This is a genomic window from Rhizobium sp. CFBP 13644, assembly GCF_014842165.1.
In the GTDB taxonomy this organism is placed as follows: domain Bacteria; phylum Pseudomonadota; class Alphaproteobacteria; order Rhizobiales; family Rhizobiaceae; genus Agrobacterium; species Agrobacterium tumefaciens_C.
Genome location: NZ_JACYVF010000009.1, coordinates 184,710 through 211,434 on the forward strand (window position 1 = coordinate 184,710; position 26,725 = coordinate 211,434).

Annotated in this window: 26 protein-coding genes and 1 tRNA gene; 16 read left to right on the plus strand and 11 right to left on the minus strand. The window is 54.1% G+C overall.

The genetic code is table 11. The annotated features are described in order from the left end of the window. Nucleotides 1-167 precede the first annotated feature (167 nt). Entirely contained in the window at nucleotides 168-2,987 is a 2,820-nt protein-coding gene (gene gyrA, locus IFT53_RS20210; protein ID WP_192066354.1) for a DNA gyrase subunit A, read from the plus strand. A 110-nt stretch (nucleotides 2,988-3,097) separates the two neighbouring features. On the opposite strand, the gene IFT53_RS20215 is transcribed toward gyrA, so the two are convergent. Continuing rightward, complete coding sequence (locus IFT53_RS20215) at nucleotides 3,098-3,361, minus strand: hypothetical protein (protein WP_042619527.1); 264 nt, start codon at nucleotides 3,359-3,361, stop codon at nucleotides 3,098-3,100. A 91-nt stretch (nucleotides 3,362-3,452) separates the two neighbouring features. Further along, nucleotides 3,453-4,817: a D-alanyl-D-alanine carboxypeptidase gene (locus IFT53_RS20220; protein ID WP_446737699.1), complete on the minus strand. Its 1,365-nt coding sequence runs from the start codon at nucleotides 4,815-4,817 to the stop codon at nucleotides 3,453-3,455. Between the two features lie 340 nt (nucleotides 4,818-5,157). On the opposite strand from IFT53_RS20220, the gene IFT53_RS20225 reads away from it, so the two are divergent. From IFT53_RS20225 to IFT53_RS20245, 5 genes are all read left to right on the plus strand, one after another. Beyond that, nucleotides 5,158-5,424, plus strand: coding sequence for a hypothetical protein (locus IFT53_RS20225; protein ID WP_042619526.1), 267 nt, complete (start codon nucleotides 5,158-5,160; stop codon nucleotides 5,422-5,424). A gap of 21 nt (nucleotides 5,425-5,445) precedes the next feature. Beyond that, entirely contained in the window at nucleotides 5,446-5,703 is a 258-nt protein-coding gene (locus IFT53_RS20230) for a hypothetical protein (protein ID WP_192066674.1), read from the plus strand. A gap of 311 nt (nucleotides 5,704-6,014) precedes the next feature. Continuing rightward, complete coding sequence (locus IFT53_RS20235; protein ID WP_192066350.1) at nucleotides 6,015-6,404, plus strand: hypothetical protein; 390 nt, start codon at nucleotides 6,015-6,017, stop codon at nucleotides 6,402-6,404. A gap of 141 nt (nucleotides 6,405-6,545) precedes the next feature. Further along, a complete protein-coding gene (locus IFT53_RS20240) occupies nucleotides 6,546-7,526 on the plus strand; it encodes a zinc-binding dehydrogenase (protein WP_192066349.1) in 981 nt (326 codons plus the stop codon). Nucleotides 7,527-7,616: 90 nt separating this feature from the next. Beyond that, nucleotides 7,617-7,970 (plus strand): DUF1304 domain-containing protein, encoded by a 354-nt coding sequence (locus IFT53_RS20245; protein WP_192066347.1) that lies wholly within the window; start codon nucleotides 7,617-7,619, stop codon nucleotides 7,968-7,970. A gap of 1 nt (nucleotide 7,971) precedes the next feature. Here the strand turns inward: IFT53_RS20245 and IFT53_RS20250 are convergent, their stop codons facing one another. Both IFT53_RS20250 and IFT53_RS20255 read right to left on the minus strand, forming a co-directional pair. Next, the gene (locus tag IFT53_RS20250; protein ID WP_192066345.1) at nucleotides 7,972-8,148 is read right to left on the minus strand and encodes a hypothetical protein; all 177 of its coding nucleotides are present in this window, start codon (nucleotides 8,146-8,148) and stop codon (nucleotides 7,972-7,974) included. Between the two features lie 305 nt (nucleotides 8,149-8,453). Next, the gene (locus IFT53_RS20255; RefSeq protein ID WP_192066344.1) at nucleotides 8,454-8,681 is read right to left on the minus strand and encodes a helix-turn-helix transcriptional regulator; all 228 of its coding nucleotides are present in this window, start codon (nucleotides 8,679-8,681) and stop codon (nucleotides 8,454-8,456) included. A gap of 210 nt (nucleotides 8,682-8,891) precedes the next feature. Here IFT53_RS20255 and IFT53_RS20260 point away from each other — a divergent pair, with 210 nt between their 5' ends. Together IFT53_RS20260 and IFT53_RS20265 are read left to right on the plus strand one after the other, a co-directional pair. Continuing rightward, nucleotides 8,892-10,232: an AAA family ATPase gene (locus IFT53_RS20260; RefSeq protein ID WP_192066342.1), complete on the plus strand. Its 1,341-nt coding sequence runs from the start codon at nucleotides 8,892-8,894 to the stop codon at nucleotides 10,230-10,232. Further along, nucleotides 10,225-10,812 carry a hypothetical protein gene (locus tag IFT53_RS20265; protein WP_192066340.1) on the plus strand — a complete coding sequence of 196 codons (588 nt, stop codon included), beginning with the start codon at nucleotides 10,225-10,227 and terminating at the stop codon, nucleotides 10,810-10,812. Before IFT53_RS20260 ends, IFT53_RS20265 begins: the two co-directional genes overlap by 8 nt. Nucleotides 10,813-11,044: 232 nt before the next feature. Here the strand turns inward: IFT53_RS20265 and IFT53_RS20270 are convergent, their stop codons facing one another. The 7 genes from IFT53_RS20270 to IFT53_RS20300 all read right to left on the minus strand — a co-directional run bounded on the left by IFT53_RS20270 (nucleotide 11,045) and on the right by IFT53_RS20300 (nucleotide 17,042). Continuing rightward, nucleotides 11,045-12,376 (minus strand): DUF6161 domain-containing protein, encoded by a 1,332-nt coding sequence (locus IFT53_RS20270; RefSeq protein ID WP_192066338.1) that lies wholly within the window; start codon nucleotides 12,374-12,376, stop codon nucleotides 11,045-11,047. Nucleotides 12,377-12,697: 321 nt separating this feature from the next. Beyond that, nucleotides 12,698-13,408: a DUF4365 domain-containing protein gene (locus IFT53_RS20275; protein ID WP_192066337.1), complete on the minus strand. Its 711-nt coding sequence runs from the start codon at nucleotides 13,406-13,408 to the stop codon at nucleotides 12,698-12,700. 275 nt (nucleotides 13,409-13,683) lie between these two features. After that, entirely contained in the window at nucleotides 13,684-14,601 is a 918-nt protein-coding gene (locus IFT53_RS20280; protein ID WP_192066335.1) for a DUF5131 family protein, read from the minus strand. Continuing rightward, entirely contained in the window at nucleotides 14,594-15,187 is a 594-nt protein-coding gene (locus IFT53_RS20285) for a hypothetical protein (RefSeq protein ID WP_192066333.1), read from the minus strand. The genes IFT53_RS20280 and IFT53_RS20285 overlap by 8 nt, the downstream gene beginning before the upstream one ends. A 3-nt stretch (nucleotides 15,188-15,190) precedes the next feature. Continuing rightward, on the minus strand, nucleotides 15,191-15,646 hold the full coding sequence (locus IFT53_RS20290) for a hypothetical protein (RefSeq protein ID WP_192066332.1): 456 nt from the start codon (nucleotides 15,644-15,646) through the stop codon (nucleotides 15,191-15,193). A gap of 130 nt (nucleotides 15,647-15,776) precedes the next feature. Continuing rightward, the gene (locus IFT53_RS20295) at nucleotides 15,777-16,784 is read right to left on the minus strand and encodes a phage integrase central domain-containing protein (protein ID WP_192066330.1); all 1,008 of its coding nucleotides are present in this window, start codon (nucleotides 16,782-16,784) and stop codon (nucleotides 15,777-15,779) included. Nucleotides 16,785-16,952: 168 nt separating this feature from the next. Next, nucleotides 16,953-17,042: transfer RNA gene (locus tag IFT53_RS20300), tRNA-Ser, on the minus strand. Nucleotides 17,043-17,301: 259 nt separating this feature from the next. Here IFT53_RS20300 and IFT53_RS20305 point away from each other — a divergent pair. The 8 genes from IFT53_RS20305 to IFT53_RS20340 all read left to right on the plus strand — a co-directional run bounded on the left by IFT53_RS20305 (nucleotide 17,302) and on the right by IFT53_RS20340 (nucleotide 26,509). Beyond that, a complete protein-coding gene (locus IFT53_RS20305) occupies nucleotides 17,302-18,366 on the plus strand; it encodes a septal ring lytic transglycosylase RlpA family protein (protein ID WP_192066328.1) in 1,065 nt (354 codons plus the stop codon). Between the two features lie 121 nt (nucleotides 18,367-18,487). After that, nucleotides 18,488-19,657 carry a D-alanyl-D-alanine carboxypeptidase family protein gene (locus tag IFT53_RS20310; protein ID WP_192066326.1) on the plus strand — a complete coding sequence of 390 codons (1,170 nt, stop codon included), beginning with the start codon at nucleotides 18,488-18,490 and terminating at the stop codon, nucleotides 19,655-19,657. Between the two features lie 73 nt (nucleotides 19,658-19,730). Next, nucleotides 19,731-20,402 (plus strand): dTMP kinase, encoded by a 672-nt coding sequence (gene tmk / locus IFT53_RS20315; RefSeq protein WP_192066325.1) that lies wholly within the window; start codon nucleotides 19,731-19,733, stop codon nucleotides 20,400-20,402. Then, entirely contained in the window at nucleotides 20,399-21,424 is a 1,026-nt protein-coding gene (locus IFT53_RS20320) for a DNA polymerase III subunit delta' (protein ID WP_192066323.1), read from the plus strand. Before tmk ends, IFT53_RS20320 begins: the two co-directional genes overlap by 4 nt. A 96-nt stretch (nucleotides 21,425-21,520) precedes the next feature. After that, complete coding sequence (gene metG, locus IFT53_RS20325; protein ID WP_192066321.1) at nucleotides 21,521-23,071, plus strand: methionine--tRNA ligase; 1,551 nt, start codon at nucleotides 21,521-21,523, stop codon at nucleotides 23,069-23,071. Between the two features lie 7 nt (nucleotides 23,072-23,078). Then, a complete protein-coding gene (locus tag IFT53_RS20330) occupies nucleotides 23,079-23,861 on the plus strand; it encodes a TatD family hydrolase (RefSeq protein WP_192066320.1) in 783 nt (260 codons plus the stop codon). Between the two features lie 3 nt (nucleotides 23,862-23,864). Next, complete coding sequence (locus IFT53_RS20335) at nucleotides 23,865-24,695, plus strand: MBL fold metallo-hydrolase (RefSeq protein ID WP_192066318.1); 831 nt, start codon at nucleotides 23,865-23,867, stop codon at nucleotides 24,693-24,695. A 32-nt stretch (nucleotides 24,696-24,727) separates the two neighbouring features. Continuing rightward, a complete protein-coding gene (locus tag IFT53_RS20340; RefSeq protein ID WP_192066316.1) occupies nucleotides 24,728-26,509 on the plus strand; it encodes a chloride channel protein in 1,782 nt (593 codons plus the stop codon). The last annotated feature ends 216 nt before the right edge of the window (nucleotides 26,510-26,725 follow it).

Genomic DNA, 26,725 nt, shown 5'->3' on the forward strand with positions numbered 1-26,725 from the left:
GCGTTTAAAACCCTCAGAACAGAGATTTCCTTGATGGTAGGGAGAAAACTGTGCATCGTCTTGCAAATGACGTAAAAGACTGTTCATAACCCGGCTGGAAATTGGCGCTTTAGCGCTGTTTCCGCTATAAAAATCCATCCGATTCTTAACATAGAATGTGATCCGATTTGACTGACCAGAGCCCCCCAGGCGGCGGAAAGCTTCCGCCAGGTATTGAGCCTATTTCCATCATGGAGGAAATGCAGCGGTCGTATCTCGATTACGCCATGAGCGTTATCGTCAGCCGTGCACTTCCAGACGTTCGTGACGGACTGAAGCCCGTTCATCGCCGTATCCTTTACGGCATGTCCGAACTCGGCATCGACTGGAACAAGAAATACGTTAAATGTGCCCGCGTCACCGGTGACGTGATGGGTAAATACCACCCGCATGGCAACTCGGCGATTTACGACGCTTTGGCGCGCATGGCGCAGGATTGGTCCCTGCGACTGCCATTGATCGACGGCCAGGGCAACTTCGGCTCCATCGATGGCGATCCGCCAGCGGCTGAACGCTACACCGAGTGCCGCTTGCAGAAGGCCGCGCACTCGATCCTCGACGACCTGGACAAGGAAACAGTCGATTTCCGCGATAACTATGACGGCACACTGTCTGAGCCGGTCGTCATGCCCGCGAGATTTCCCAACTTGCTGGTCAACGGTGCGGGCGGCATCGCGGTCGGCATGGCCACCAACATTCCGCCGCACAACCTGTCCGAAGTCATCGATGGTTCTATCGCGCTGATCGACAACCCGGAAATTGAACTTCCAGAATTGATGCAGATCATCCCGGGCCCTGACTTCCCAACAGGTGCATTCATTCTCGGCCGCTCCGGAATCCGGTCGGCCTATGAGACCGGTCGCGGCTCCGTGATCATGCGCGGACGCGCCACCATCGAGCCGATGCGTGGAGACCGTGAGCAGATCATCATCACCGAAGTTCCCTTCCAGGTGAACAAGTCGTCGATGATTGAGAAGATGGCTGAGCTGGTCAAGGACAAGCGTATCGAAGGTATTTCCGACCTTCGCGACGAGTCCGACCGTCAGGGCTACCGCGTTGTTGTCGAGCTGAAGCGCGATGCCAATGCTGAAGTCATTTTGAACCAGCTTTATCGCTACACGCCTTTGCAGACCTCATTCGGTTGCAACATGGTTGCGCTGAACGGCGGCAAGCCGGAGCAGATGACGCTTCTGGACATGCTGCGCGCTTTCGTGTCCTTCCGTGAGGAAGTTGTCAGCCGCCGCACCAAGTATCTTCTGCGCAAGGCCCGTGATCGCGCCCATGTGCTAGTCGGTCTGGCTATTGCGGTTGCCAACATCGATGAAGTCATTCGCGTCATCCGTCAGGCACCGGATCCAGCAACGGCCCGCGAGCAATTGATGACGCGCCGTTGGCCAGCGTCGGACGTGGAAAGCCTGATCCTTCTGATCGATGATCCGCGCCACCGCATCAACGAAGACCTGACCTACAACCTGTCGGAAGAGCAGGCACGCGCCATTCTTGAGCTGCGTCTTGCGCGCCTGACTGCGCTGGGTCGCGATGAAATCAGCGATGAGTTGAACAAGATCGGCGCTGAGATCAGCGAATATCTCGATATCCTGTCTTCCCGCATTCGTATCCAGCAGATCGTCAAGGACGAGCTTGCGGCGGTGCGCGATGAATTTGGCACCCCACGCCGAAGCGTCATCGTGGAAGGTGGCCCTGACATGGACGATGAAGACCTCATCGCTCGTGAAGACATGGTCGTTACTGTTTCGCACCTTGGTTATATCAAGCGCGTACCTTTGACGACTTACAAGGCGCAGCGTCGCGGTGGCAAAGGCCGGTCCGGCATGGCTACGCGTGATGCAGATTTCGTCAACCGCTTGTTTGTTGCCAATACGCACACGCCTGTTCTGTTCTTCTCGTCACGCGGTATCGTGTACAAGGAAAAAGTCTGGCGCTTGCCAATCGGCACACCACAGTCCAAGGGCAAAGCGCTCATCAACATGCTGCCGCTGGAACCCGGCGAGCGTATTACGACCATCATGCCGTTGCCCGAAGACGAGACAACGTGGGACACACTGGACGTTATGTTCTCCACGACGCGTGGAACAGTGCGCCGTAACAAGCTGTCTGACTTCGTTCAGGTCAACCGCAACGGTAAGATTGCGATGAAGCTGGATGAAGAGGGTGATGAAATTCTCTCCGTCGAGACATGCACAGGCCCAGATGCGCTTGGTGAGGTGGTTGGCGACGACGTTCTGCTGACAACTGCGCTCGGGCAGTGCATCCGCTTCCCGGTCGATGATGTTCGCGTCTTTGCTGGCCGTAACTCGGTCGGCGTTCGTGGTATCAACATGGGCGAGGGCGACCGCATTATTTCGATGACGATCGTTAGCCACGTCAATGCCGAGCCATGGGAGCGTGCAGCTTATCTCAAGCGTGCCGCTGCTGAGCGTCGTGCACTGACCGGCGAGACCGACGTTGAAGAAATTGCGCTTGTTGGTGAAGAGGTGACTGAAGAAGGTCATCTGACCGAAGAGCGCTATCAGTTCCTGAAGTCGAAAGAGCAGTTCGTTCTTACGGTTTCCGAAAAGGGATTTGGCAAGCGGTCTTCTTCCTATGACTTCCGCACGTCGGGCCGTGGCGGTAAGGGCATTCGTGCCACCGACACGTCCAAGACAGCCGAGATCGGTGAACTCGTTGCAGCCTTCCCTGTTGATGATAGCGACCAGATCATGCTCGTGTCCGATGGAGGGCAGCTGATCCGCGTGCCAGTCAACGGTATTCGCTTTGCAAGCCGCGCTACCAAGGGCGTGACCATCTTCTCAACTGCCAAGGATGAGAAGGTTGTTTCCGTTGAACGCATCAACGAGCCAGAAGGCGAAGATGATGGCGAGGCTGAGGTTGATGGCATTGAGACCGAAGCAGCCGCAGCACCTGAAGGTGACGGCGAGGGCGCATAATAAGCTGCGGCGAGGCTTTGATTGGGCTCGCCGCAACTCATCTCTGACATCAGATACAAAAAAGCCCTGCGAAACATCGTTTCGCAGGGCTTTTGTTTGTCGTGGAAGTCTTATCTCAGACGCAGATGAATCGCACCGCGGCCAGATTTAGACATGATGTGAAGATGGATCTTTGCTTCCGGCTGATTACTCCGCCAGGCGCGGGCGCCGTGGCAAAGGAGCAGGTTAACAAGATCGCGGGTCTTGTGACGCGATTTGTTGAGGCCGAGATCGGCAATTCTCATTGCCGCCTCGTGGATTGGGTGCAGCACGGAAAGACTTTGCTGTCTGCCTTTGCCTGCCGCAATGTCCGAATAGTTTTCGTTGATTGCCATTTGGAAACCCTCGTTACTCAATACAATTCGAGGAGTGGAACCGGTAATCTCGTTCGTCATGACATCACCGGTCGCTGATACCATCTGCTGCTTACTGGAGAGACGCCCAGCAGCTGATGCCTTTCTTTTTCAATGTGTTGCATGCATTGACCGCATCATTCTGGCCATCGAATCCGCCGAAGCGCGCGCGGTACATCTGTGCGCCATCCTTCGTGAAGGCCACGGTGAATGGCTTTGCGCTACGAAGCAGGCTGCCGCCCTTATCCTGCGCGGCCTGAAGCAGGTTGCGCGCAGAGCCTTCGTCTGGAGACGCACCAATCTGAATGACCCAGCCCGCATCACCGGAAACAGCCGGAACAGGTGTGGTCGAGGCTGTCATGATATTGTCGACCTTGGTCGAGTTCGTAACCATCGAACGATCAGGCCTCATATCCACAGGTGGAGCTGGGCGGGCAGGTGTCTTGGCACGCGTTGCCATGTCCATTGCTGCAACGGCTGCATTTGCAGGTGCTGGTGCGAATGCCGTTACGGGTGTTTCATCTGCGTAGCGTGCCTGTGGAAGCGGGCCAGCGTTTGGAAGGCCGGAAGCTGTGTTTGCGGTTGCGACAGAAACGGGCTCTTCAATAGGTGCTGAAGGCGTTGCTGCAATCAGGTTGCTTGTGCCGGAACGGGAAGCCTTTGGCAGGTATTCGGCAACCAGCTTGCGCATTGTTGCATCACGGGCGGCGCTTGAGCGACCACCCAGTACGACCGCAACGATAGAGCGTCCGTCCAGCTGCGCAGATGTTGCAAGGTTGCTGCCAGCAGCGCGGGTGTAGCCGGTCTTGATGCCATCGACGCCACGAACGGTACCGACGAGGCGGTTGTGGTTTCCGATGACCTGCTTGCCGAAGGTGAATGTGCGGGTGCTGAAGTAGCTGTAATATTGTGGGAAGTGCTGGCGAAGAGCGACGCTGAGGCGAGCCTGGTCGCGTGCCGTTGTCATCTGCGCTGTATTGGGCAGGCCATTGGCATTGCGATATGTGGTGCGCGTCATGCCAAGGGCACGAGCTTTTGCCGTCATGATTCGACCGAAACGCTCTTCGTTGCCGCCAAGATACTCGCCGAGTGCCGTGGCAATATCATTTGCAGAGCGGGTGACGAGAGCGAGAATCGCCTGCTCGACTGTGACGCTGCCACCTGCACGCACGCCCAGCTTGGACGGCGGTTCCTTGGCTGCATTGGCAGAAACCGGCACCTTGGAATCAAGCGAAATCCGACCGGCGCTCAACGCTTCAAACGTTAGATAAAGGGTCATCATCTTCGTCAATGATGCTGGATAACGCAGGCCATCTGGATCTTCGCCGTACAGAACCTTGCCTGTCTTGGCATCAAGGACGATGCCTGCATATTTGGGATCAGCTTTCGCGACCTGCGTGGTCGCAGTTGTTGCTGTTGCCATAGCTATCGCAAACATGAAAACCTTCACGAATGACCCAGGCTTGACCGTCTTACCAAATAACTCAGATACATTTTTGAACACGGTTGAACTCTTTAATCGCATGCCACTGTTCCGTCCGACACGCCCCGCCAGACATTTCATCTCGCAACACTAGTGCGATGGCGTTACCAAGTGGTTTATGAATGGTAACTTAACCTGATAAAATGCGGCTCGTGATCGAGAGCGGCACAGCATCGGGCGTTGCGATGAGGTGACATCTATTTTGGCCTAAGTCTGCGGAAGGCTGGGAGGGAGTGCGGAGAGTATTGAACTGCCGTCGCTGCATTGCTACCTGTCGCGAAACAAAGGATTCTCCATGGCTTCGCGCGACCGATATTCCCGCAAACTCGAATGCTCAAAGTGTGGCCACTCCGGCTTCGCTGAAGTGTCTGAAATAGATGAGAAGCAGAATCCGAATGTCGATTTTCGCATTGATGAAATGCCTGCAGGCTTTCGCGCGGAGCGGCCTTCGGGCAATCCATCCGAGTATATGATACGCTGCGCCCAATGCGGCAATATTTTTCGATTTTCGCAGAAAGCTGCTTATGCCCCTGGCGGTGAGCCGCGGTATGGAAGACGCTGAGCGTTCACCTGGAGAAGCCCCATGTCCGATATGATTGACAAGAACGGTGAGAGGCATTCTCGCCGCAAGCCAATCTGGCCCTGGCTTCTTCTGCTCGTTCTCACGCTTCTGGCTATCTACGCCTGGGACCGGGCGAATGATTTGTTCGATGAGTTTTCGCGCAACATGCCTGCGGCCGTGATTGAGCTTTTTGAAGATCTTTTCAACCAGTATCCACGCGACAGCCATTCCGGGCATGCTGTTGAAGTTGAAGTCATGCCTGTTGAGATCTCCCGCTAAGAGCGGCAAACGCAATGCTACACTAGCTCACCATGGACAGAAAAAAAGCCCCACCAAAAGGCGGGGCCAAGTAATGCCTGATTGGCTTTCAGGACTTGGGAGCTCCTCCCGTGGAGGAAGCAATCACCCCATAGCTGCATCCCGTATAGCGCGAAAGGTCAGTGTGCTGGCTAACGGTACGCCTGCGTATGCGGGAGCCATATGATTCAGAATATTTATCCATTCAGCACTTGTTCATCACTGCCATGCCATTTTCAGATAATATTGAGACGACACCCGGGAACGGTTCGGCTCACATGGAGAAGCCTGCAATGAAAAAGATTGTTCTCACAGCACTCGCTGCAATCATCGCCAGTGGCGCAGTTCTGACAAGCGCGCAAACCGCATTCGCACAATATTACGATGGTGGGCCCCGTTATTATGATGGTGGTCCTCGATACGACCGCCGTGGCCCGCCGCCCCGCCCTTATCGCGATCCCCCTCGCAAGCATCGGGACCGTGATAATGGCCGCATCATTGCTGGCGGCATCGCTGCTGGTGTTCTGGGTGGAATCATCGGTGGCGCTTTGGCAGGCGGCAACGGCCCCCGTTATGTCGAGCCGCCACCACCGCCTCCGCCACGCTGCTGGTTTGAGGATAGGCAGGTCCGGAACGCCTATGACGGCGGCTGGCACATGGAGAGCCTCCGCGTCTGCCAGTAAGGTTGATAGATTTTTAGTGACGCAAGAGCCGGCCAGTTGGTCGGCTTTTCGTTTTTTGGATGTATTTCGCCTCCGCTTCACAGCAATGCCACAGTGCTCGCCAAGGCTGGCGCGTAGTTTGTCTAATAGAAGGATTTTTATATGCGCAGCACAATGCACGACGTTTTTGGCGATCCGCAGGCCGTGCTAAAACTTGGAGATGCTCCAGTTCCCCAGGCGGGCAAGGGAGAGCTTCGCATTCGCATGCTTTTGTCACCCATCCATAATCACGACATTTGGACAGTGCGCGGCAATTATGGATATAAGCCGCCTTTGCCTGGTGCAATTGGTGGCAGCGAGGCTGTCGGAATAGTCGAGGAACTGGGCGAAGGTACAGACGCCTCTTTGCTTGGAAAAAGGGTGGCCGCCGCAGGCGTTCATGGTTCGTGGGCCGAGTATTTTATCGCACCAGCATCCGGCGTCGTGCCTGTGCCTGATTCGATTTCAGACGAATCCGCAGCGCAGCTGATCGCCATGCCGTTCAGCGCACTGACGTTGCTAGAATATCTGGGCGTGAAGCCGAATGACTGGTTCGTGCAAAACACCGCCAATGGCGCAGTGGGCAAGGCCGTTGCGATGGTTGCGCAGGCGCGGGGCATTCATGCGATAAACCTTGTTCGTCGTGATGCGGGTGTTGAAGAGCTTGCGGCGTTGGGCATCGTTAACGGTGTCTCGACCGCCGCAGACGACTGGAAGCAAAAGGTGCGCGCACTGGCTGGAAACCAGCCCATTCGCGCTGGTGTGGATTCCATCGGCGGCGTTGCCAGCAATGACATTGCCGAACTGCTTAGCGATGATGGATTGCTGGTTTCCTTCGGCTCAATGACGGGCGAGCCCATGCAAATTTCATCCGGTCCAGTTATCTTCAAGCAGCTGACCATCAAAGGCTTCTGGGGATCAAAGGCAATCGCTGCACTTTCTCCCGACGACAGACGGCGACTGATGGGCGAACTGATTACGCTCGTTGACAACAAGACCATCACGCTGCCGGTAGACGGCGTTTACGATCTTGCTGACATCTCGGCCGCTGTCAAAGCGTCGCTGACACCTGGCAAAGCTGGGAAAGTTCTGTTGAAGCCGTAAACCATATCCGGCGCGGAAGCATTGAAGCTGCTTCCGCCACCCGGGACTTCAATGCTATCGAGAAGGCTAAACCTATGGGGGAGGCCAAAATTGATTGCTAATATTCTGATTGTTTTGATCGCTGCTTTACACGCCTACATTCTCGTTCTGCAGATGGTGCTTTGGACCAAACCGGCAGGACGCCGAGCCTTCAGGCTTTCACCGGAATTTGCGGAGGCCAGCAAAGTTCTCGCCGCCAATCAGGGGCTCTATAATGGATTTCTGGCGGCTGGATTGATCTTCGCACTGTCGCAGGGCGACGGGCAAAGATGCGTTGCGATTTTCTTTTTGGGCTGCATTCTCGTGGCTGGCGTTTTCGGCGCTGCTACTGCAGGCAAAAAGATTCTTTTCATTCAGGCGGTCCCGGCACTCGCCGCACTGATCGCCGTTTTCGCAGGCGTCTGAATTACTTCGTCGCGGCCGCGTGAAGGCGAGCGACGATGTAGTCATAGCTTTCCATCACCTGAACGCGTTCATTTCCCGCGCGCATGATCAGCGTGCCTTGAGACAGGGGAGAAATCTGCGTAACATGGTCAAAATTGATCGCAAACTTCTGATTGTTGCTGACCGCTGTCACTTCCATCCACATAGGTAGGCCTTTCAAGAATCGTCGTTCTCGGACCTTATAATGGCACTGGCATATGTCGCCAATGCTTCATTACAACATATAACGGGATTTATGCACTTGCAGTTGGACTGCAGTAAACAAGCTACAAATACGGCCTTGGGAGCTGTATTTAGCTGATGGTTTCACACAGAAGTCACTTGCAAGACTGGCAGATGGGGTGTCTGTCACACTGGAAACTGAACAGGCCTATCTCATCGGCATTTCGCTATTCGCATTGTACGCGGATACCCGCATTAATACCCGCAAATTTAGTCTGATTTCTACCCCGCTTTTTTTACAATCTCGACGGTTTGGCGGCTGTCTTGCCAAGCCTTCAGGTCAGCAACGCGCCACCGTACGCAATTCTCGCCGAGTCGAACTGGCTTCGGAAACTTGCCGTCGGCTATCCAGCGGTAAAGCGTAGAGGTGGCGACTTTGACATTCGTAGTCACTTCTTTAAGGGTGAGGTAGCTATCGAGCGAAACGTGGTTTGACGGCCCTACGGACATGTGGCTCTCCAATGAGAAATGGATTTGAGGGCAAAAAGGCCCGAGAACTGTCCGCTTGGGAAAGTATGCTTTAATATCGGTCTTTATGTCAAGTTACGAAGGAGGTATATGAGTCCCCAGGGTGTCGGGAGCGCGGCACTTTATGCATCGTTAAAGCTTTGATAGTAAGATGCAGAAACTCGTTCAATACGACGATTAGAAAGTTATGACGTGCTGAATTTCAAGGTTGCCAATCTGGGGAAAGTGAGGTCTGCAAACGTTCAGCTCACTCCTCTTTCAATTTTGGTTGGGAAAAACAATACAGGCAAAAGCTATGTGGCAACTCTAGTCTGGAGCCTGAGCAATCTCGAAACTTTGCTCCAGAGCCCAGAGGCAAGATCCAAACGCCCGAAATGGTATCGAGACTTCGTTGATGTTTCGGGTCCCGCGTCTGATAAAACGCTAGATATCGATGCTGGAAAATGCTCAGACATCATTAAATACGTGAACGACCTCTTCAAAAGAGACGGTAGCAGTTTTTTATCACATATTTTCGCTCATCCAGGATTTCAGGCAACCAGCGTTGCGATAGAAAATGCTGGCTTCGTCCCATTTCGGGTTCGTGCTTCCACCGTTAATGAGCAAGCGCGGGGGACTACTGAGCGAGAAGAATTACATATACGGTTTGTCGACGTAGCAGATAATCCGCTGCTTCGAGTTCACTTCCCATTGCAGTATTGGAGGGAGAGCCCTTTTTTCGGCGACATGATATTTGAGGAGCTAGTATACAACATTATTAGTGGCTTTGCGGAATCTTTCGCACGAGTGACTTATATTCCTGCTGCTCGTACTGGATTGATGCTGGCGTTAAGTTCATTGGTAACAGAACGATTTAGTGTCAAAGATCAGAGTAAAAGTCTTGACTTACCTGTACCTCTTGTGTCCTTTTTGCAATCTATTGCTGATCCGAGAGCAGGATATAGGTCAAAATCAACATCTAAGTTGTCCTCTTGGCTCCAGGATAATATTATCGGTGGATCGATAAAGCAGGATAAAAAGTCAGGCAATAGTCCTTTCAAATACCGGCCTCACGGTAGGGAACTTGAGCTGCCGCTGCACGCTACATCATCAATGATCACCGAACTTGCTCCTTATCTTTTATCACTGAATTCAGAGGTCAAGGGTAGGCATTTCATTCTGGAGGAGCCTGAAGCGCACCTCCATCTAGAGGCTCAGAGAAATATGGCGAGAGCAATATCACGTCTGCTCTCGGCTGGGGCACAAGTTACCCTCACCACACATAGTGACACCTTTATGCAGCAGATAAACAATCTAATGTCGCTATATGCACACCCGAAGAAAAAAGCCTTGATGCAGAAATTTGGATACGAATCTGTAGATCTGTTAAATCCTGCAGACGTGAGTGCCTATGAGTTTAGCGAATCGGACGGACTAACAGATGTTCGGCGTCTTGAAAACACGCCTGAGGGGTTTGTGGTTTCTAGCCTAAATGAAACACTACTTTCACTCGCTCGCGAAACACTAGCTATTCGTGAGAAAACGCGTGCTTAGTGATTGCAAAATCAGCGTTAAAAAACATTTTTTGCCTGAGTATCTCAGGTTTCACGAAACTCCGACGCCGTTTCATTTTGAAGAAAAGAAAAAAGGTGGGGAGGGTAAAGCTTTCTTTTCGCCGAAGGATCCCTGTTTGATCATGAAGGCCAAGGATAAAGCGCCTATGATCTGGTCTTTTTCAAACCGAAACTGTGCAGAGGGGGCGTTTATAACCTTCGAAGATGACGGTTGTAGGCTACACATCCTCGAAATGAAGAGCAAGCTTACACAAGGCGAATGGGCAAAGGTACTTCGTCAGTTGGAAGGCATGTATCTCACAAGCTTAGCAGTTTGCAGATTGCTTGGAATTCACGATTTCAAAGAGGTGATTTGCTATGTTGCTTACACGGAAGACGCCATGTCAGCTAATGAAAATGCTGACATGATCTTCATGAAAACCTTTGTGGGTGTCGAGAACCCTGTCGGCGGTGACGATGAGTGGATCGTCGGGAGATTGGGTCTTCCGTTCGACGTAATTGCTAAACTAAAAAAGGGTGTTCGAGGGGCCGATAAGAACGTCGACTTTGGTCAAGTTTAGAGCGCCGGGCCGGTTTCAAGTCTTGGGTATTTTTGTTACTTACGGGTAAAAATGAAAAGGTAATACCGGAAGATCGAAATCGTCTGGCATGGCGCAGTAGCAATTATGGCAGACAATCCAAGTCGAGCCGGGATGCTTTTGGCCGCCTCCGAGCGACGGCAGTTGGGATTGATGCTGGCGATCCTTTGAGGCATGCCGCCACCATTTAAGGAACGCCAGATCAACACGCTACTTATCTGGCGCCAATTTTCAGACCAGCATTGATCGCTTCAGTAAAATCAGGCGGATCAATTCCGTCAGGACCGTGCCCAGGCAGGGGTCTGAAAATCGCCCAAAGCATCATCGGGAGGGCACGCTCATCGGTCATTCCGTCTCCCGTAAGAGCGTAGTAACTGTCCATAATGGTAGCACGCTGGTCCGCATCATCCATAAGCACGAGAGAACGCATGAAAATGCGAACGACGATCTTAAGTAGCCAGAAGTATGTAGCAATGGGTACTGCAATCAAAGCCATTCGAGCGATTTGCATACTCAGAACGCCTGTAGCTGTTGTATTTAAATACATCGTTTTTAGGTCGAATGGCATTAAGAATTCTAGTATCTCATGACCACGAGCGGCGATGATGGTGGAAGCCAACATAAACATCAGAAGAATCGCGAAACCCGATGCCCAGAGCGTTCGCTTCGCCCGCTTTCTGACATCGTTCCATCTTTGAGTTACATGCCTTAAACTCAATCGGTCTGCGATAGTTTTTGAGTGATCTAATAGTTTCTGTTCAGCGTCGAGCCTTACAAGATCCATATTCTCTCGAGAGGAGTTAAAAAGGTCTGACAAGTTGCTCCCGGTGGTGTCCAGATGGTCCTTAAACAGCTTAGACATATGTTTGAAATTATCTTCGATTTTTTCTGCAGTAGTTTCGACTTCGACTATCTTGGTTCTTAAATCCTGTTGCGCTTGTTCGTGAGCCTTGCGCTCTAAATCCGCCATCTCGATCGCACGATGAGCTTCACTATTATAACGACGGTACATGTCCACGATGGGAGAACTTGTCCCTAGTAGGTTTTCCGTCTCCACGCGCAAGGCGGCAAACGCAACAAGTCCCATGTGTAACCATGCATGATGGCTCAAATCTATCCTGGCGACGCTCGGAGACGATTTGAACAACAGATATGTAAGGCCTCCGAGTGTGAAGCCAACAAGCTCAACTTGCTCCGCAAGTGTCAATTGAGGTGTCTTTTCATGGAGAATCTGGAGAAGGTTTTCAATGCCTGCTTGGCTTAACTGCGGATACGGGCCGGCTATTTCAAAATATCCGTCGTTGTCTTTAACCACTTCGAAGCTTTGTGGAAACTGCGAGTTTATCACACTATAAAGTACGCCTTGGACGCTTCTGACGCCGTCGCTTTCCACAAGGCTGCCGACCGTTGCTATTAAAACGCTATAAAGCTTATTTTGCTGAGCAGCTTCCTCAAGCGCTGCTGCTTTTGCGCCCTCGAGCCCGAATTTCGCCTTTGGCGGGTTTAGGACTTCGAATATAACTGATTTTAATTCATGCAAATTCAAGTCATTGATCCCCAGCTAGCTCAGCTCCGGATTTCTATAGCACAGTATTGAGCGGGTGCAGCTAGGTCGAAATATTAGCACAACGCTTTCGGAAATTGGAGATATTCAGTGCCGTACATTTCCCGGCCAGCAGCCTTCTTACCCACGCGGACCATGGTGACGGTGCCGAGATTGGTGACAGAGAACGCGTTTCCGTCGCGCCCAGTATACGGATGCTTGTTCTCCTGGGAGGTTGCCAGTGCGCGACATCAACAAGAACCCATTTGCTACACTGCTTGAGCAGGAAGGAAGCTGGGTTGCGCGGCCCTGCGAAAGATGTGTTTATAGGTTACCATTTCTCTCCAAACGCATCATCACCTCTAGGCGGTTTCGCATCTCAAAAGACTTCCGTATTGTGTCTTCGTCTGCTGATGAAAAGCGAAAAGGGAAAACCTTCATAGCGCCTTCGAGAAATGTTCTGTGCTTCTCGGCAGCCGAAATATCCGTGTTTATTTCGTCAAATGTATCCGTGCTCACGCCATTATAGACTTCCCATTTTATACAGAAAGCCTTGAGAAATTGTAGATGAAGTGAAAAATCTTTTAAGTGTGGAGGAGTAACCATGCCCTTGAGTGTTTTTTTACTTCCGAAATCAATTTCCCTGCTAGTTACAGTATTGAATGTTAACCGACGACTGGCGCCATCACACAGATAAGGCTCGGATTGGACTATCGGTTGCCAATATATTTTACGAGTAGAATGATCAACGCAGCAAACGATTATTGGGGCACTGAAGTTCTTCCAATATTTCAAGTGCTCCTCTTCGATGTAGATATGGTTGTCTCCATGCTTCAGAAAGTCCTTAGACTTGATTTGTAACTTGATAATGTCTCCGTCTGATCGTCCTTCGTCGTCAATAATTTCGATTTCAGCATCCAAGCCGATGTCAATGCCGAGGAGTCGGCACGGCCAGCCGAGGATACGAGTAACTGTGTAGGCGACGAGATACTGGCCTGCGTCCCCGCTAATCTGAGCCTTCGTATAATTTGGCACCCGTGCCTCCTTTGCGGTTTGAGACCTTGTGTTGATTGACGAATAGAGGCTTCAGAATAATTCGTCCCACATTTCAGATAGCGTAGTACATCTTAACAATCTGACGAGTTCGTTAAGGCGCGTGCCAAGGGTGTCGTGCATACACACAATCCGACCGATGCAGCGCCGGGACTTTCTGTTTTCAACTTGCTGCTAAGGTAAATACTCGAGGTAGGCGACGAAGTTGGCGTAGGCTGCGCGGCGCTCGGTGAGGCGATAATTTAGGTTGGGGTTGGTCATGAAAGCGCCTTTGGAAATTGGAGATATTCGGTACCGTACATTTCCCGGCCAGCAGCCTTCTTGCCCACGCGGACCATGGTGACGGTGCCGAGATTGGTGACAGAGAACGCGTTTCCGTCGCGGCGCAGCTCCATTGAAGGGTAGATCTCCAAGGCCTTAATCTTGGGAAGGCGCACCGCCGCGTCATGCGGCACCCATTCGCCCCACTGCTTGAACAGGAACGGAACCGGCTTGCGTGGATAGTTGCGCAGCGTGCAGACGTTCTTGATATCGTCCAGCCACTCGGGATGCATGGGCCGGGCATCGGGACCGCTCTCGCCGCCGACAATGACCCAATCGATATGATCCAGCCATTCCGCTTTCAGCCTGGTGCGCTCGAGAAGCGGTTCCAAGCTTAACCCGATCCATGGCAGGCCGAGGCGCTGCTTCAGGTCGATAAGCCGGGGTATGTCCCGATCCGCTTCGCGCTGGGACGTCACCGAGAACATCAGGCCGATGTGTTTCGGCCAGTTATCGAGCCACGACGCGGGCACCATCTTTGCGACGTTCACGCCTCGCTTCGTCAGAAGGATGATATTCACCCAGCGCGCGTCCGCTGCTTCCGCAAACAGTTCAGCGCGCCAAGCATCGTCCACCTCGTTGTCGAAGGTGTCGGACATGGACTGCATGAACACGCGCATCGAGCGTCCGTGGGCGTTGAAGAACGTGATCGGCGATTTTTGGTTGAGCTTTCTCAGCAGCGCCACAGCGCTCTTGATTTTGCGTCGCGGCGCGTTCGGGCCCCATTCGCCGGTGCCGCGAAATTTGTTCCACGTCTCGGCATAGCAATGATCGCAGCCGGGAGAGACTTTAGTGCAGCCCCACCAGAAATTCACGGTGGCGTCGCACCACTCGATAGCGGAGGTTTCAGCCATTGGCAGGCACCGCAGGTTCTTCGACATACAGTTCCGGCAACCGACCTTCCTCGACAGCCTTAATGATCAGCGCCATATCTTCGCCGCGGAGCTTGCAGATGAGCCAGCGATTGCCCGAGAGCGGGTAATGGTACACAGCGGGGGCGCCGTAACCGAAAGAAGCGCAGACGGAGCCGGGGTCGTAGAGGTTGACGCTCGACTTCCAAGAAAACAGTTTGTGCGGGATGCCAGCTTCCGTCGCGGCCTCGCTCAAGTCCTTTTCAGGGTGATAGTCTGTCCGCAGGCACCCATCGAAATAATATGTCTTGGGGCCGTACTGGCCCTGTTCGCCGGTCGGCTCGCCGTCATGGTCGCGGGCATATTTCAGTTTGGCGACGAGTATTCCTCGGAAGCGTTCCACAGCATCGTCAAACTCAGTGACCTTGGCTGCTGCCGCGTCGCTGTTCATCGCTGCGAAACCAGCAGTGAAGAAACCACCTTCGCTGTTGTCGCCATTTTCGAACCGTGGATTGCGCAGCGCGCGGCACCAAAGTTCAACGGCGCGTTCGATAAGGATATCAGGAACTGGTTGTGTTACTCTCGCCATGGCTCAGTTGTCCCCATATTCAAGGGAGGGGTCGAGCTCGTCCATAATGAGTTTCGAGCCGCAGGCGTATGCGGAGAAGATCATCTTCTGGTAGCCCCAATAAGAAGCGATGCCGATACCCTTGGCAACGTCACGTCGATCGACGTGAAGGCTTGAAATCTTGCCCGAGGAATCGACGTAGAACTGCGTTTCGCAATTATAACGCTTGAGGGTGTCGCCGTCTGGGTCGATGCCGACATGGTAATGACCCGTGCTGTATTCGCTTTCTTCAATGAAGGCGGCGATCCTGCCCCAAGGCCTGTCACCCATTTCCTTCGCGTGCTCTGTCATTTTTTCGATGACTGCTGAAAACTTCAGCTCTTTTGGTGCGATCTGCAAAAGCTCCTGCATCTCGGTCGCCAGCTTCGCGTTCAGCATCTCGGCTATATTCGCATCGAGTTGCTCGCGGATCAGCGCCATGACCATGACGCCATAGGCAGGAACATCGATCTTGTCGCCAATAGAAAGCGCTTCCGATACAGCCGTTGTAAGCTGCTTTTTGAGATTGCCGCCGTAGCGGAACTCATCGTCAACTGCACCCTTGATCGCTTCATCTATCTTCTTGTCGGTTGAGCATGTACCCCATAGTGTTGGATGACATCGGCTGCTTTGGCTTTCGGAGGTTCGGAAATGCGAATGGGTACCGTCCCGTCACTCGCCGCAAGACGTCGATGAGCTCCATTGCCTGAGTGCACAATGGAACGTGATGATCGTAGGCTTCCTCGTTCTTGAACCGCTTCTTCAATTTCATCCGTGCGGCCGGAATTACCCACACGGGATTTTCTGGGTCGAGCTCGTCGAACTCACTCCACGGCGTTTCCGCCAAAACCCCTGGGCGAACTGCGGTCAACGCCAACAGACGAATGGCAAGTTTGGTATAGCCGCGGGCAGGGGTGTCGTTGACGTCTGCGAGGATCTGCCTAACGCCCTGCAGCGTGATGATTGAAGGCTGCCGCCCTTTCTCAAGTGGTGCCAGCGCGCCTTCGACAATTGCGGCGGGATCAGTATCAGCCCGGCCTGATGAGATCGCATAGACGAAAACCGCCGATATCCGTTGCCGGAGGCGCTTGGCGGTTTCAACGGCACCACGCTTTTCGACAAGTCGCAGAACCCCTAAAATCGTAGGGGCGTCAATGGCCCTGACAGGCAGGTCACCCAATAGCGGGAAGACGTCTCTTTTCAGTGTCGCCAATACCTCTGACGCGTGCCGATCAGTCCATGTTGGCTTGGTATGTTCGTGCCATTCCTCGGCCAGTGCCTGGAAGGTTTCGGCGGCCTGTTTTCGCCCAATGACCTTCTCGAGCTTTTTCAGCGCTGAGGGGTCTTTCCCATCCTTCAAAAGCTTTCGAGCATCATCTCTGAGTCGGCGTGCATCGACGAGAGACACCTCTGGATAGGAGCCCAAAACGAGCAGTTTTTCCTTGTCGGCGAAGTAATAGCGGTAGCGCCAGCTCTTTGACCCTGATGTGGCAACAAAAAGATGGAGGCCATTTGTATCGGCAAGTTTGTACGGTTTATCTTTGGCTTTGGCTTTTTTGATCGCTGTGTCTGTCAGCACGCTTGTTCTCGCTGTACCCGCATTTCATTCTGAAAGTACCCGCAACCGTACCCGCTTTTTCATGGGATTGTATGAAAAGGGGTAGGAACGAATGGGAACACAGAAACCTAAAAAGGCGTGCTACGCAATACAAAAACGGAACATATAGGAACGTATGCGAAACATACGTGGCAGATGGGGTGGGATTCGAACCCACGGTACGCTCTCACGCACGCCGGTTTTCAAGACCGGTTCCTTAAACCACTCGGACACCCATCCGTCTTATGGGTGGCTTTATATCGGTTTGCCTCCGCTCGTCAATCCGTCATAGGAGGCATTTCTGCGTCACTGCGGCGATGCCTGCGTTAGCCTTTGGTTCACCACGTTAATTACAATTTTAGTGAAATCGTTATCGGCATTCGCATTTTCGCCATGTTAGGGGCAAGATTAGGGGGCTGTTAGGTACTTCGATGTCAGAGGGCATGACGATCGAGGTATAGAGGGGTTGCTGCGGAGGCGGCCCATAATAACGCGGGGCATGGATTTGAAATCTGCTGTTATGAAAGCCGGAGTGAGCGCCAAGTGGCTCGGCATTGCCGTTCTATGTGCGGCGACCGCATCCTGTTCCACGACGTCGGACACCAATGCGAAGCCGAAGCCAAAGCGCAGCAAGGAATATTTTTCCGAATCCGAGTATGGCGTGAAGGCAAGTCCGCGGGTTGCTGATGGTGCAAATGTTCCCAAGGGCGGCGGGCGCTTCCTAGTTGGTAATGCCTATACCGTCAAAGGTCGTCGCTATTTCCCCAAGGAAGATCAGAACTACGACAAATCCGGTCTTGCGTCCTGGTACGGCTCGGCTTTCCACGGTCGGCTGACGGCCAATGGTGAGGCCTATGACAAGGAACACCTTTCCGCTGCTCACCCAACGTTCCCGCTTCCCAGCTATGCACGCGTTACCAATCTGAATAACGGCTCTTCCGTCGTCGTTCGCGTTAATGACCGTGGCCCTTTCCACGAGGGTCGTCTGATCGACGTTTCCAGCAAGACCGCCGACCTGCTTGATATGAAGGCCACCGGAACAGCCAATGTCCGCGTTCAATATGTTGGGCGCGCGCCACTGGACGGTCACGATATGCCTTTCCTCATGGCGTCATATTCGCCAAAAGGCTCCCGCAATCCGGGCATTAATCCTGAAGGCCAGATTGCAAGCGGTGTGATGGTCGCGTCTGCTTCGGCAACCAATATTCCAATTCCACAGAGCCCCGCCTATGGCGGCTCGGCTCAGACAGCACTGGTCGGCTCAAAGAAAAGTCAGGCATTGCAGGCCATGCCGCTGGTCAATGGTCCGGCACCTGTGATGGGACAGGGCGCGAGCGAGCAATTCGTCGTGCTTCCTGAAATTGGCCCGTTCCTGATAGAGCGCCCAGAGGGCAACTACCTGCGTGCACCGACGCCTTCGGCTCGTTTCGCCTCTGCCTACTCCGAAGAGACAAAAGCAGTTTCCAAGGCAGCAAGCGCCTTTGACAAGGTCCTAGTTAATAAGGGCAACCTGAACGAACAATCCATTCTCGATTTCGTAAACAGACAGGGCAGGGGTCGTTGATCTCTGCCGCGAACTGAGGCATCCAGTATGCCTACCAGTGTGTGAGAACTGTCAGGCGCGGTTATCATATTCTTCAGAATGCGCAGGCATTGTTAATGCAAAACAACGGGCTGACGTTTTGATGCGCGATATACTGAACCGATCAATTCGCACCGTTCTGGTTGTTGCAACGCTTCTCGGTGCAAGCACTTCAGGCGTACACGCTCAAGCCAGCAACAACTTGGTCTTGAAGGCACAGCAAGCCTATATGATTGATGCCGAGACCGGCACAGTCCTGCTGGCCGTCAATGAAAATGCACAGTTTCCGCCTGCTTCTCTTGCCAAGTTGATGACTGTTGAGCTGGTGATGGATGCGCTGACCAAAGGCCAGATCAGCGCCGAGACCAGCTACCCGGTTTCCGAAAATGCCTGGCGCACAGGCGGCGCGCCTTCACGCGCATCCACAATGTTCGCAGCGCTTAAATCTTCCGTCGGAATCAATGATCTGCTGACTGGCGTCATCGTGCAGAACGCCAATGACGGTTGCCTTGTCATCGCAGAAGGCATGGCGGGGTCGGATGGTGCATTTGCCAGGCGCATGAGCGAGCGCGCAGGCGCGTTGGGCATGACAGGCAGTTCCTTTGCCAATTCCACCGGGCTGCCAGATCAGGTCAGCAAGACAACCGCGCGCGACTTGGTGGTTCTGGGCAAGCATATTCACGACACCTACTCGGATCGCTACAGCCTGTTCAGCAAGCCGGATTTCGAATGGAACCGGATCTTTCAGCGCAACAAGAACGCGCTACTTGGCAATGGTATAGATGGGATGGGTCTGGGCTTTGCGGAGGGCCACGGTTTTTCAGCGCTGGTCTCTGCTCAGCGGGATGGCCGCCGTATCTATCTGACATTGGCTGGGATGCCGGACGATAAGACACGGCAGGAAGAAGTCCGCCGGGTGGTGGAGTGGGGGCTGACGGCCTTTCAGAAGCGCAATCTGTTTCAAAAGGACGAAACCGTCGGGAATATCAGCGTATATGGCGGCGCATTGAGCGCTGTTGACCTTGCCGTGCACGAGCCGGTGAGCGTGCTGGTGCCTCTCAACAACCCAGACCGGCTTTCCGGGCGTATCGTCTACAACTGGCCTTTGAACGCACCTCTTGAGGCTGGCCAAAAGGCGGCGACGCTGAAGGTTTTCTCCGGCGAGAAGCTGCTTCGCGAAGTGCCGCTTTACACCACAGTTGCCGTGACAGAGGGGACCTTGACCCAGAACGCCGCCGGCGCGCTGAAGGAACTGCTTTTCTTTTGGCTGTGACTTGCCCGGTTTGCCGACAGTTCTATATGGGTTAAACTCAAGCAGGCGGAACTGCTGAAGTCAGGAAGAGAAATTGCCCGAAAACACCGGATTGTTCATCAGCTTTGAAGGCGGCGAGGGCGCTGGGAAATCCACCCAGATCAATATTCTTGCTGAAACCTTGCGCGCGCGGGGTCTGGATGTTGTCGTGACGCGGGAACCGGGTGGATCACCGGGCGCGGAGGCCGTGCGCCACGTTCTTCTTTCTGGCGCGGCGGAACCGTTTGGCGTGCGTATGGAAGCGATGCTGTTTGCGGCTGCGCGCAACGACCATGTTGAAGAGGTGATACGTCCCGCTTTGCAGCGCGGCTCTGTCGTGTTGTGTGATCGTTTCCTCGATTCGTCGCGGGTCTATCAGGGCGCGACGGGCAATCTGGAGCCGGAGTTCATCGAAACGCTTCAGCGCATTGCCATTGATGGCACGATGCCGGACATGACGTTGATATTCGACATTCCAGCCGCGGCTGGTCTTGCCCGCGCCCGCAAGCGCGCAGATGAAGGCGCAACGCCGGATCGCTTCGAGAAGGAAGAGTTGGAGACGCATGAGAAGCGCCGCGAGGCCTATCTCGATATCGCTCTCAATGAACCCCGACGTTGCCGCACCGTCAATGCCGAACAGCCCAAGGAAAAGGTGACTGAGGACGTTTGGGCGCTGGTGGAGCCGCTTCTGGCGAGCAAAATTGTTAGATCGGACGTTGCGGAATGAGTGACGCTCAGGGCGTTCTGGATGGCGCAATTCCGCCCCAGGAGAATACGAAATTATTCGGCCACGATGAAGCGGAGCAATTTCTTGCGCAATCCTACCGCTCTGGCAAAGGGCACCATGCGGTTCTGATCGAGGGGCCGGAAGGGATTGGCAAGGCTACACTGGCATTCCGGTTCGCCAACCACGTGCTGTCCCATCCAGATCCATTGCTGGCGCCTGAACGCCTTGTCGATCCTGACTCTGGCTCCATGGTCAGCCGTCAGATATCCTCTGGCGCATCCCACAATCTGCTGCATCTCACGCGCCCGGTCGATGAAAAGACGGGCAAGGTGAAGTCCGCCATTACCGTTGATGAGGTGCGTAGGGCAGGGCATTTCTTCTCGCAGACTTCAGGCACCGGCAACTGGCGCATCGTCATTATTGACCCGGCGGATGATCTCAACCGCAATGCTGCCAATGCCATTTTGAAGATACTGGAAGAGCCGCCCAAACGCGCTCTTTTCCTCGTGCTGTCCCACGCGCCGGGCAAGCTTTTGCCCACCATCCGCTCCCGCTGCATGCCGCTTCGTCTGCTGCCGTTGCAGAGCGACGATATGGAGAGGGCGCTGCAGCATCTTGGGCTGTCCATGTCTGCCGAAAAGCGCGATAAGCTTCTCGAAGCCTCAAAAGGCAGCGTCTCGCAGGCATTGAAGCTCTTGAATTATGGCGGCTCCGATATTGTCGATGTCTTCAGCGAAGTCATGGTGGCAACCGGGCCGGCTGCGCGCAGGCAGATGCACAAACTGGCCGATGTTCTTGCGCAAAAGGACGGTGACATCGTTCTCGGTTTCTTTATGGAGCATGCCACGGAAGCTCTGATGGACCGGGCGAGGGCGGCGGCCATGGCGGGTGATCTGGCGGCGGCCGAGCGACATGCGCGCCTGTCATCAACACTCACAGAGCGCATCACGGTCGCGCAGGCTTATAATCTGGACAAGAAACAGATGGTGCTGTCCATTCTGGAAGATATGCGCTCGGTTTGATACCGCACAATTTCTAAGGCTTTTGCTTTCGCTTGTGCGAACAATAGGCTAAGAGCGGACTATCTCAAAAACAGACCCTAGAACCGATCGAGCGTCATGACAGACAAGACACCTTTCTACATCACAACCGCGATTTCCTATCCCAATGGCAAGCCGCATATCGGCCATGCCTATGAGCTTATCGCGACGGATGCCATGGCACGTTTTCAGCGCATGGATGGAAAGGACGTCTTCTTCCTGACGGGTACCGACGAGCACGGCCAGAAGATGCAGCAGACCGCCCGCGCAGAAGGCATTTCGCCGGAAGAGTTGGCACAGCGCAATTCTGATCAGTTCCGCGCCATGGGCAAGCTGCTCAATGCGTCCAACGATGATTTCATCCGCACGACGGAAGAGCGCCACCACGAGACGTCGCGCAACAGCTGGAAGCTGATGGAAGCAAGCGGCGATATCTATAAGGATAGCTATGCGGGCTGGTATTCCGTCCGCGACGAAGCCTATTACGCCGAAGACGAGACGGAAGTGCGTGCCGATGGCGTTCGCTACGGACCACAGGGCACGCCTGTTGAATGGGTTGAGGAAGAGAGCTACTTCTTCAAGTTGTCTGAATATGAAGACAAGCTTCTGAAGCTCTACGAGGAGCAGCCGGACTTTATCGGCCCTTCAGAGCGCCGCAACGAAGTCATTTCCTTCGTTAAATCCGGCCTCAAGGACCTTTCGATTTCGCGCACGACATTCGATTGGGGCATCAAGGTTCCCGATGATCCAAAGCATGTGATGTATGTCTGGGTCGATGCGTTGACCAATTACATCACCGCAACTGGATACATTGAAGACAAGAATGGCCCGCGCGCTAAATATTGGCCTGCTGACGCGCACATTATCGGTAAGGACATCATCCGCTTCCACGCGGTCTATTGGCCAGCCTTCCTGATGAGCGCTGGTCTGCCGCTGCCCAAGCGCGTCTTTGCCCACGGCTTCCTGCTCAATAAGGGTGAGAAGATGTCGAAATCCGTCGGCAACGTCGTCGATCCTGTCGATCTAGTGAACCATTTCGGGCTGGATCCTGTGCGCTATTTCTTCCTGCGCGAAGTCTCATTCGGTCAGGACGGCAGCTACAGTGAAGAAGGCATTGCCACCCGTATCAATGCCGATCTCGCCAATGGTATTGGCAACCTCGCCAGCCGTTCGCTGTCCATGATCGTCAAGAATTGTGACGGACAGATTCCGACGCCTGGTGCCTTTACCGATGAAGACAAGGCCATGCTTGCAGCCGCCGACGCGTTGCAGGCAACGTGCCGCGATGAAATGGGCAAGCAGATGATCCACAAGGCGCTTGCCGCGATCATTGCCGTCGTTTCAGAAACGGACCGCTATTTTGCAGGGCAGGAGCCTTGGGCGTTGAAAAAGACCGATCCCGAGCGGATGGGCACCGTGCTTTACGTAACTGCGGAAGTCGTTCGCCAGATCGGCATCCTGCTTCAGCCGTTCATGCCAGGGTCCTGCGAAAAGCTGCTGGATCTGGTTGCCGCACCTGCTGACAAGCGCGACTTTGCAGCACTGGGTGAGGCGGGACGACTTGTTCCGGGTACACCGCTCGAAGCGCCGAAGCCGGTCTTCCCGCGCTATGTGGCGCCAGAGGTTTGAACTGAACATGCTGATTGATACCCATTGCCATCTGGACTTCGCTGATTTCGATGAGGAGCGCGACGATCTCATCGCGCGCGCTCACGCATCGGGCGTCGCACAGATGGTAACGATCTCCACCCGCGTGGCGCGGCTACCGGAGCTTTTGAAGATCGCAGACAAATATCCGTCCGTGTTCTGCTCTGTCGGCACGCATCCCAACAATGCGGATGAAGAACTCGACATTACGACTGACGATCTGGTGCGGCTGGCCAACAGCCACGACAAGATTGTTGCAATCGGCGAGGCGGGTCTCGATTACTTCTACGACACGCAAAAGCCGGAGGATCAGAAAACCGGCCTGCGACGTCATATCGAGGCTGCCAGAGTGACGCAGCTTCCGCTTGTCATTCACAGCCGCAGTGCCGATGATGACATGATCGAGATCTTGCGTGAGGAAAGCGGGAAGGGGGCATTCCCCTTCATTCTGCATTGCTTTTCGGCCGGACCGGAATTGGCGAAGGTTGGCGTGGAACTGGGTGGATACGTCTCGTTCTCGGGCATTCTGACATTTCCGAAGTCGCAGGATATCCGCGATATCGCCGCGACAGTGCCATTGGATCGTTTGCTGGTGGAAACGGACGCGCCTTATCTTGCACCGAAACGCTGGCGCGGAAAGCGCAACGAACCATCCTACGTGGTCAACACGGCGGAAGTTCTGGCTGAAGTCCATGGCATCAGCTTTGACGAGATGGCGAAGATCACGACGGAAAACGCCTTTCGCTGCTTTTCGAAAATGACAAAGGTGTAGGCTGTGGCAGGCTTTCGGCGTCGGTTTACGATACTTGGTTGTGGTTCGTCTCCCGGCGTGCCGCGGATCAACGGCGACTGGGGAGCTTGCGACCCGAAAAACCCGAGAAACCAACGCAGTCGTGCCGCCCTCATGGTCGAACAGATTGCGCCCGATGGCGGCGTTACCACCGTTATCATAGACACCGGGCCCGATCTCCGCGCCCAGATGGTAGCGGCGAAAGTGTCGAACATCGATGCCGTGCTTTACACCCATGCCCATGCAGACCATTTGCACGGCATTGATGACCTTCGCGGCTATTTCATCTCCACCAGAAAACGCGTTCCCATCTACGCAGACACCGTCACGATGAAGCGTATTCGAGATGGATTTCCCTATTGTCTGGAAACGCCGCCAGGCAGCAATTACCCGCCCATCATCGATGGCCACCTGATTGTCGATCTGGACACGCCAATTGCAATCAGCGGGGCAGGCGGAACCATTCATTTCATGCCGCATATGCAGCAGCATGGCGACACGCATTCGCTCGGTTTTCGTATCGGCGATGTCGCCTACTGCACGGATGTCAGCGATTTTCCGCTACACTCTGTCGCGAAGCTTCTGGGGCTAGATCTGCTGATCATCGATACGCTGCAGTACACATATCACCCAAGCCATCTCTCGCTTGAACAGGCGCTCGGCTGGATCGAAAAGCTTAATCCCAGACGCGCCGTGCTGACGCATATGCACACGCCACTTGATTACGACACAGTCATGCGCGAAACGCCTGATCACGTTCAGCCTGGCTATGACCAGATGCAACTTGAAATCGACGTCGCCGCTCAGGATTCGTAATTTACGGCGTTTGGAAATGCCGGAGGAACTTCATGTCTACAAAACCCTTCCGCGCACCCAGCCTTTCAAGCTTTTTCGATAATCTGCGAACAACGCGTCTTCGCGCCGTTTTCCGCCGGGGTGAGCTTGCACTTGTATTCCTCGCAATCTTAGTCGGTGCATGCGCAGGCGTTTTCGTCGTCCTGATCAGCGCAATCGCCACGCAACTGCACGTCATCATCTTTGGCGTAGAAAGGCTCAGTAGCAGCGATCTGTCCAGCTGGATCGTGCTGGCTGGGCCCGTGATGGGCGGGATTCTCCTCGGCGGCTTCATGTTCGTCATTTCCAGAACCCGTAAGAAGCCGATGATCGACCCGATCGAGGCTAACGCGCTTCATGGCGGTCGGCTTTCCCTGACCGACAGTCTCATCGTTTGCATTCAAAACATCATTTCCAACGGCTTTGGTGCCTCGGTCGGCCTGGAAGCTGGCTACACACAGGTGGCCAGTGGCATAGCGTCCAAGCTCGGCGTAAACCTGAAAATGCGGCGAGGGGATATGCGTATCCTCGTTGGCTGCGGTGCTGCAGGCGCAATTGCGGCCGCCTTCAACGCCCCACTGACTGGCGCCTTCTACGCCATCGAACTGATTATCGGCAGCTATACCATTGTGACGCTTGCACCATTGATTGTCTCGGCGCTGGTTTCTACCATCGTTGCCGGGCTATTATCGCAGCATGGTCTGAGCATCGACATCTTCGGCACCAGCGAAGTGACGCCGCCGGATTATGTGCCGGCAATTTTCCTCGGCATGGTCTGCGCCGGCGTGGGCATCGTGCTGATGCAAACGGTCTCATTCATCGAGGAATCTGCACGAAAGAGCAGAATACCCATCTGGCTGCGCCCAGCCATTGGCGGCGTTGCCGTAGGTGCTTTGGCACTCATTTCGCCACAGGTTCTATCCAGCGGCCACGGCGCGCTGCATCTCAACCTCGACGCCAATATGACATTGGCGGGTTTGATCGGTATTTTCCTGCTCAAGGCGGCGGCGAGCGCGATTTCCATCGGATCCAGCTTCAGAGGTGGCCTTTTCTTCGCTTCGCTGTTCATGGGCTCGTTGATCGGCAAGATCTTCGCCATCTGCGCGCCCTACATTGGATATGTCGACACCCAGCCCATCGTTTACGCCGTGATCGGCATGAGTGCCTTTGCGGCGGCCATCATCGGTGGTCCATTGACCATGACATTTCTGGCTCTGGAGCTGACAGGCGACTTTCAGATCACCGTGCTGGTCTTGGCGGCAGTCATCACAACGTCGCTGGTTGTGCGCACGACATTTGGCTATTCCTTCGCCACGTGGCGCTTCCATCTTCGCGGAGAAAGCATCCGCAGTGCTCACGATATTGGTTGGATACGAGACCTGACAGTCGGCAAGATCATGCGTGCAGACGTCCGCACTGCCAAGGTCAGCATGGGCTTGCCAGCGTTCAAGGAGGAGTTCTCCTTAGGGTCGACGCAACGCGTTATCATGGTGCATGATGACGGGCGCTACGCCGGCATCGTCCTGGTCGCGGAAATCTATGCAGACCCGATGGAACGCGACGCAACGCAGATAAGCCTGGAAGCCTATCTACGTTACAAAAGCGACGTGCTTCTTCCAACGATGAACGCCCGCCAAGCCGCAGCCTTGTTCGACACCACGGAGAGCGAAGCGCTGGCGGTCGTCAACGACAAAATCGAAAACAGACCCATTGGACTTCTGACCGAAAGCCACACGCTGCGACGCTACACCGAAGAACTCGACATTAGACGTCGGGAAGCATCTGGAGAGATATGATTGCGGTGGAGGTTTTCCACGTAAGGCAATGGCATATCACGGTTCTTTTGTTGCCGAGTTGATCAGCTTTTAATGGCAATCTGCCAGATATAGATATCGAAAAGTTCCATAATATATATTATGTGATTTTTGTATGTAACGGCTATATAGTAATGCGACAGTTGGGCCAGTTAGAGATGCGACAGTCTCGCCTCTCGACGCACTGGTCAAATCCAA

Excerpts from the sequence above, each read along its gene's own strand:
- IFT53_RS20215 (WP_042619527.1), bottom strand. The coding sequence starts at position 3,361 with ATGGCAATCAACGAAAACTATTCGGACATTGCGGCAGGCAAAGGCAGA.
- metG (WP_192066321.1), top strand. The coding sequence starts at position 21,521 with ATGACAGACAAGACACCTTTCTACATCACAACCGCGATTTCCTATCCC.
- IFT53_RS20305 (WP_192066328.1), top strand. The coding sequence starts at position 17,302 with ATGGATTTGAAATCTGCTGTTATGAAAGCCGGAGTGAGCGCCAAGTGG.
- IFT53_RS20250 (WP_192066345.1), bottom strand. The coding sequence starts at position 8,148 with ATGGAAGTGACAGCGGTCAGCAACAATCAGAAGTTTGCGATCAATTTT.
- IFT53_RS20230 (WP_192066674.1), top strand. The coding sequence starts at position 5,446 with ATGTCCGATATGATTGACAAGAACGGTGAGAGGCATTCTCGCCGCAAG.
- IFT53_RS20290 (WP_192066332.1), bottom strand. The coding sequence starts at position 15,646 with ATGGCGCTGATCCGCGAGCAACTCGATGCGAATATAGCCGAGATGCTG.
- IFT53_RS20280 (WP_192066335.1), bottom strand. The coding sequence starts at position 14,601 with ATGGCTGAAACCTCCGCTATCGAGTGGTGCGACGCCACCGTGAATTTC.
- IFT53_RS20330 (WP_192066320.1), top strand. The coding sequence starts at position 23,079 with ATGCTGATTGATACCCATTGCCATCTGGACTTCGCTGATTTCGATGAG.
- IFT53_RS20285 (WP_192066333.1), bottom strand. The coding sequence starts at position 15,187 with ATGGCGAGAGTAACACAACCAGTTCCTGATATCCTTATCGAACGCGCC.
- IFT53_RS20255 (WP_192066344.1), bottom strand. The coding sequence starts at position 8,681 with ATGTCCGTAGGGCCGTCAAACCACGTTTCGCTCGATAGCTACCTCACC.
- IFT53_RS20240 (WP_192066349.1), top strand. The coding sequence starts at position 6,546 with ATGCGCAGCACAATGCACGACGTTTTTGGCGATCCGCAGGCCGTGCTA.
- IFT53_RS20320 (WP_192066323.1), top strand. The coding sequence starts at position 20,399 with ATGAGTGACGCTCAGGGCGTTCTGGATGGCGCAATTCCGCCCCAGGAG.
- IFT53_RS20235 (WP_192066350.1), top strand. The coding sequence starts at position 6,015 with ATGAAAAAGATTGTTCTCACAGCACTCGCTGCAATCATCGCCAGTGGC.
- IFT53_RS20225 (WP_042619526.1), top strand. The coding sequence starts at position 5,158 with ATGGCTTCGCGCGACCGATATTCCCGCAAACTCGAATGCTCAAAGTGT.
- IFT53_RS20220 (WP_446737699.1), bottom strand. The coding sequence starts at position 4,817 with ATGTTTGCGATAGCTATGGCAACAGCAACAACTGCGACCACGCAGGTC.
- IFT53_RS20310 (WP_192066326.1), top strand. The coding sequence starts at position 18,488 with ATGCGCGATATACTGAACCGATCAATTCGCACCGTTCTGGTTGTTGCA.
- IFT53_RS20340 (WP_192066316.1), top strand. The coding sequence starts at position 24,728 with ATGTCTACAAAACCCTTCCGCGCACCCAGCCTTTCAAGCTTTTTCGAT.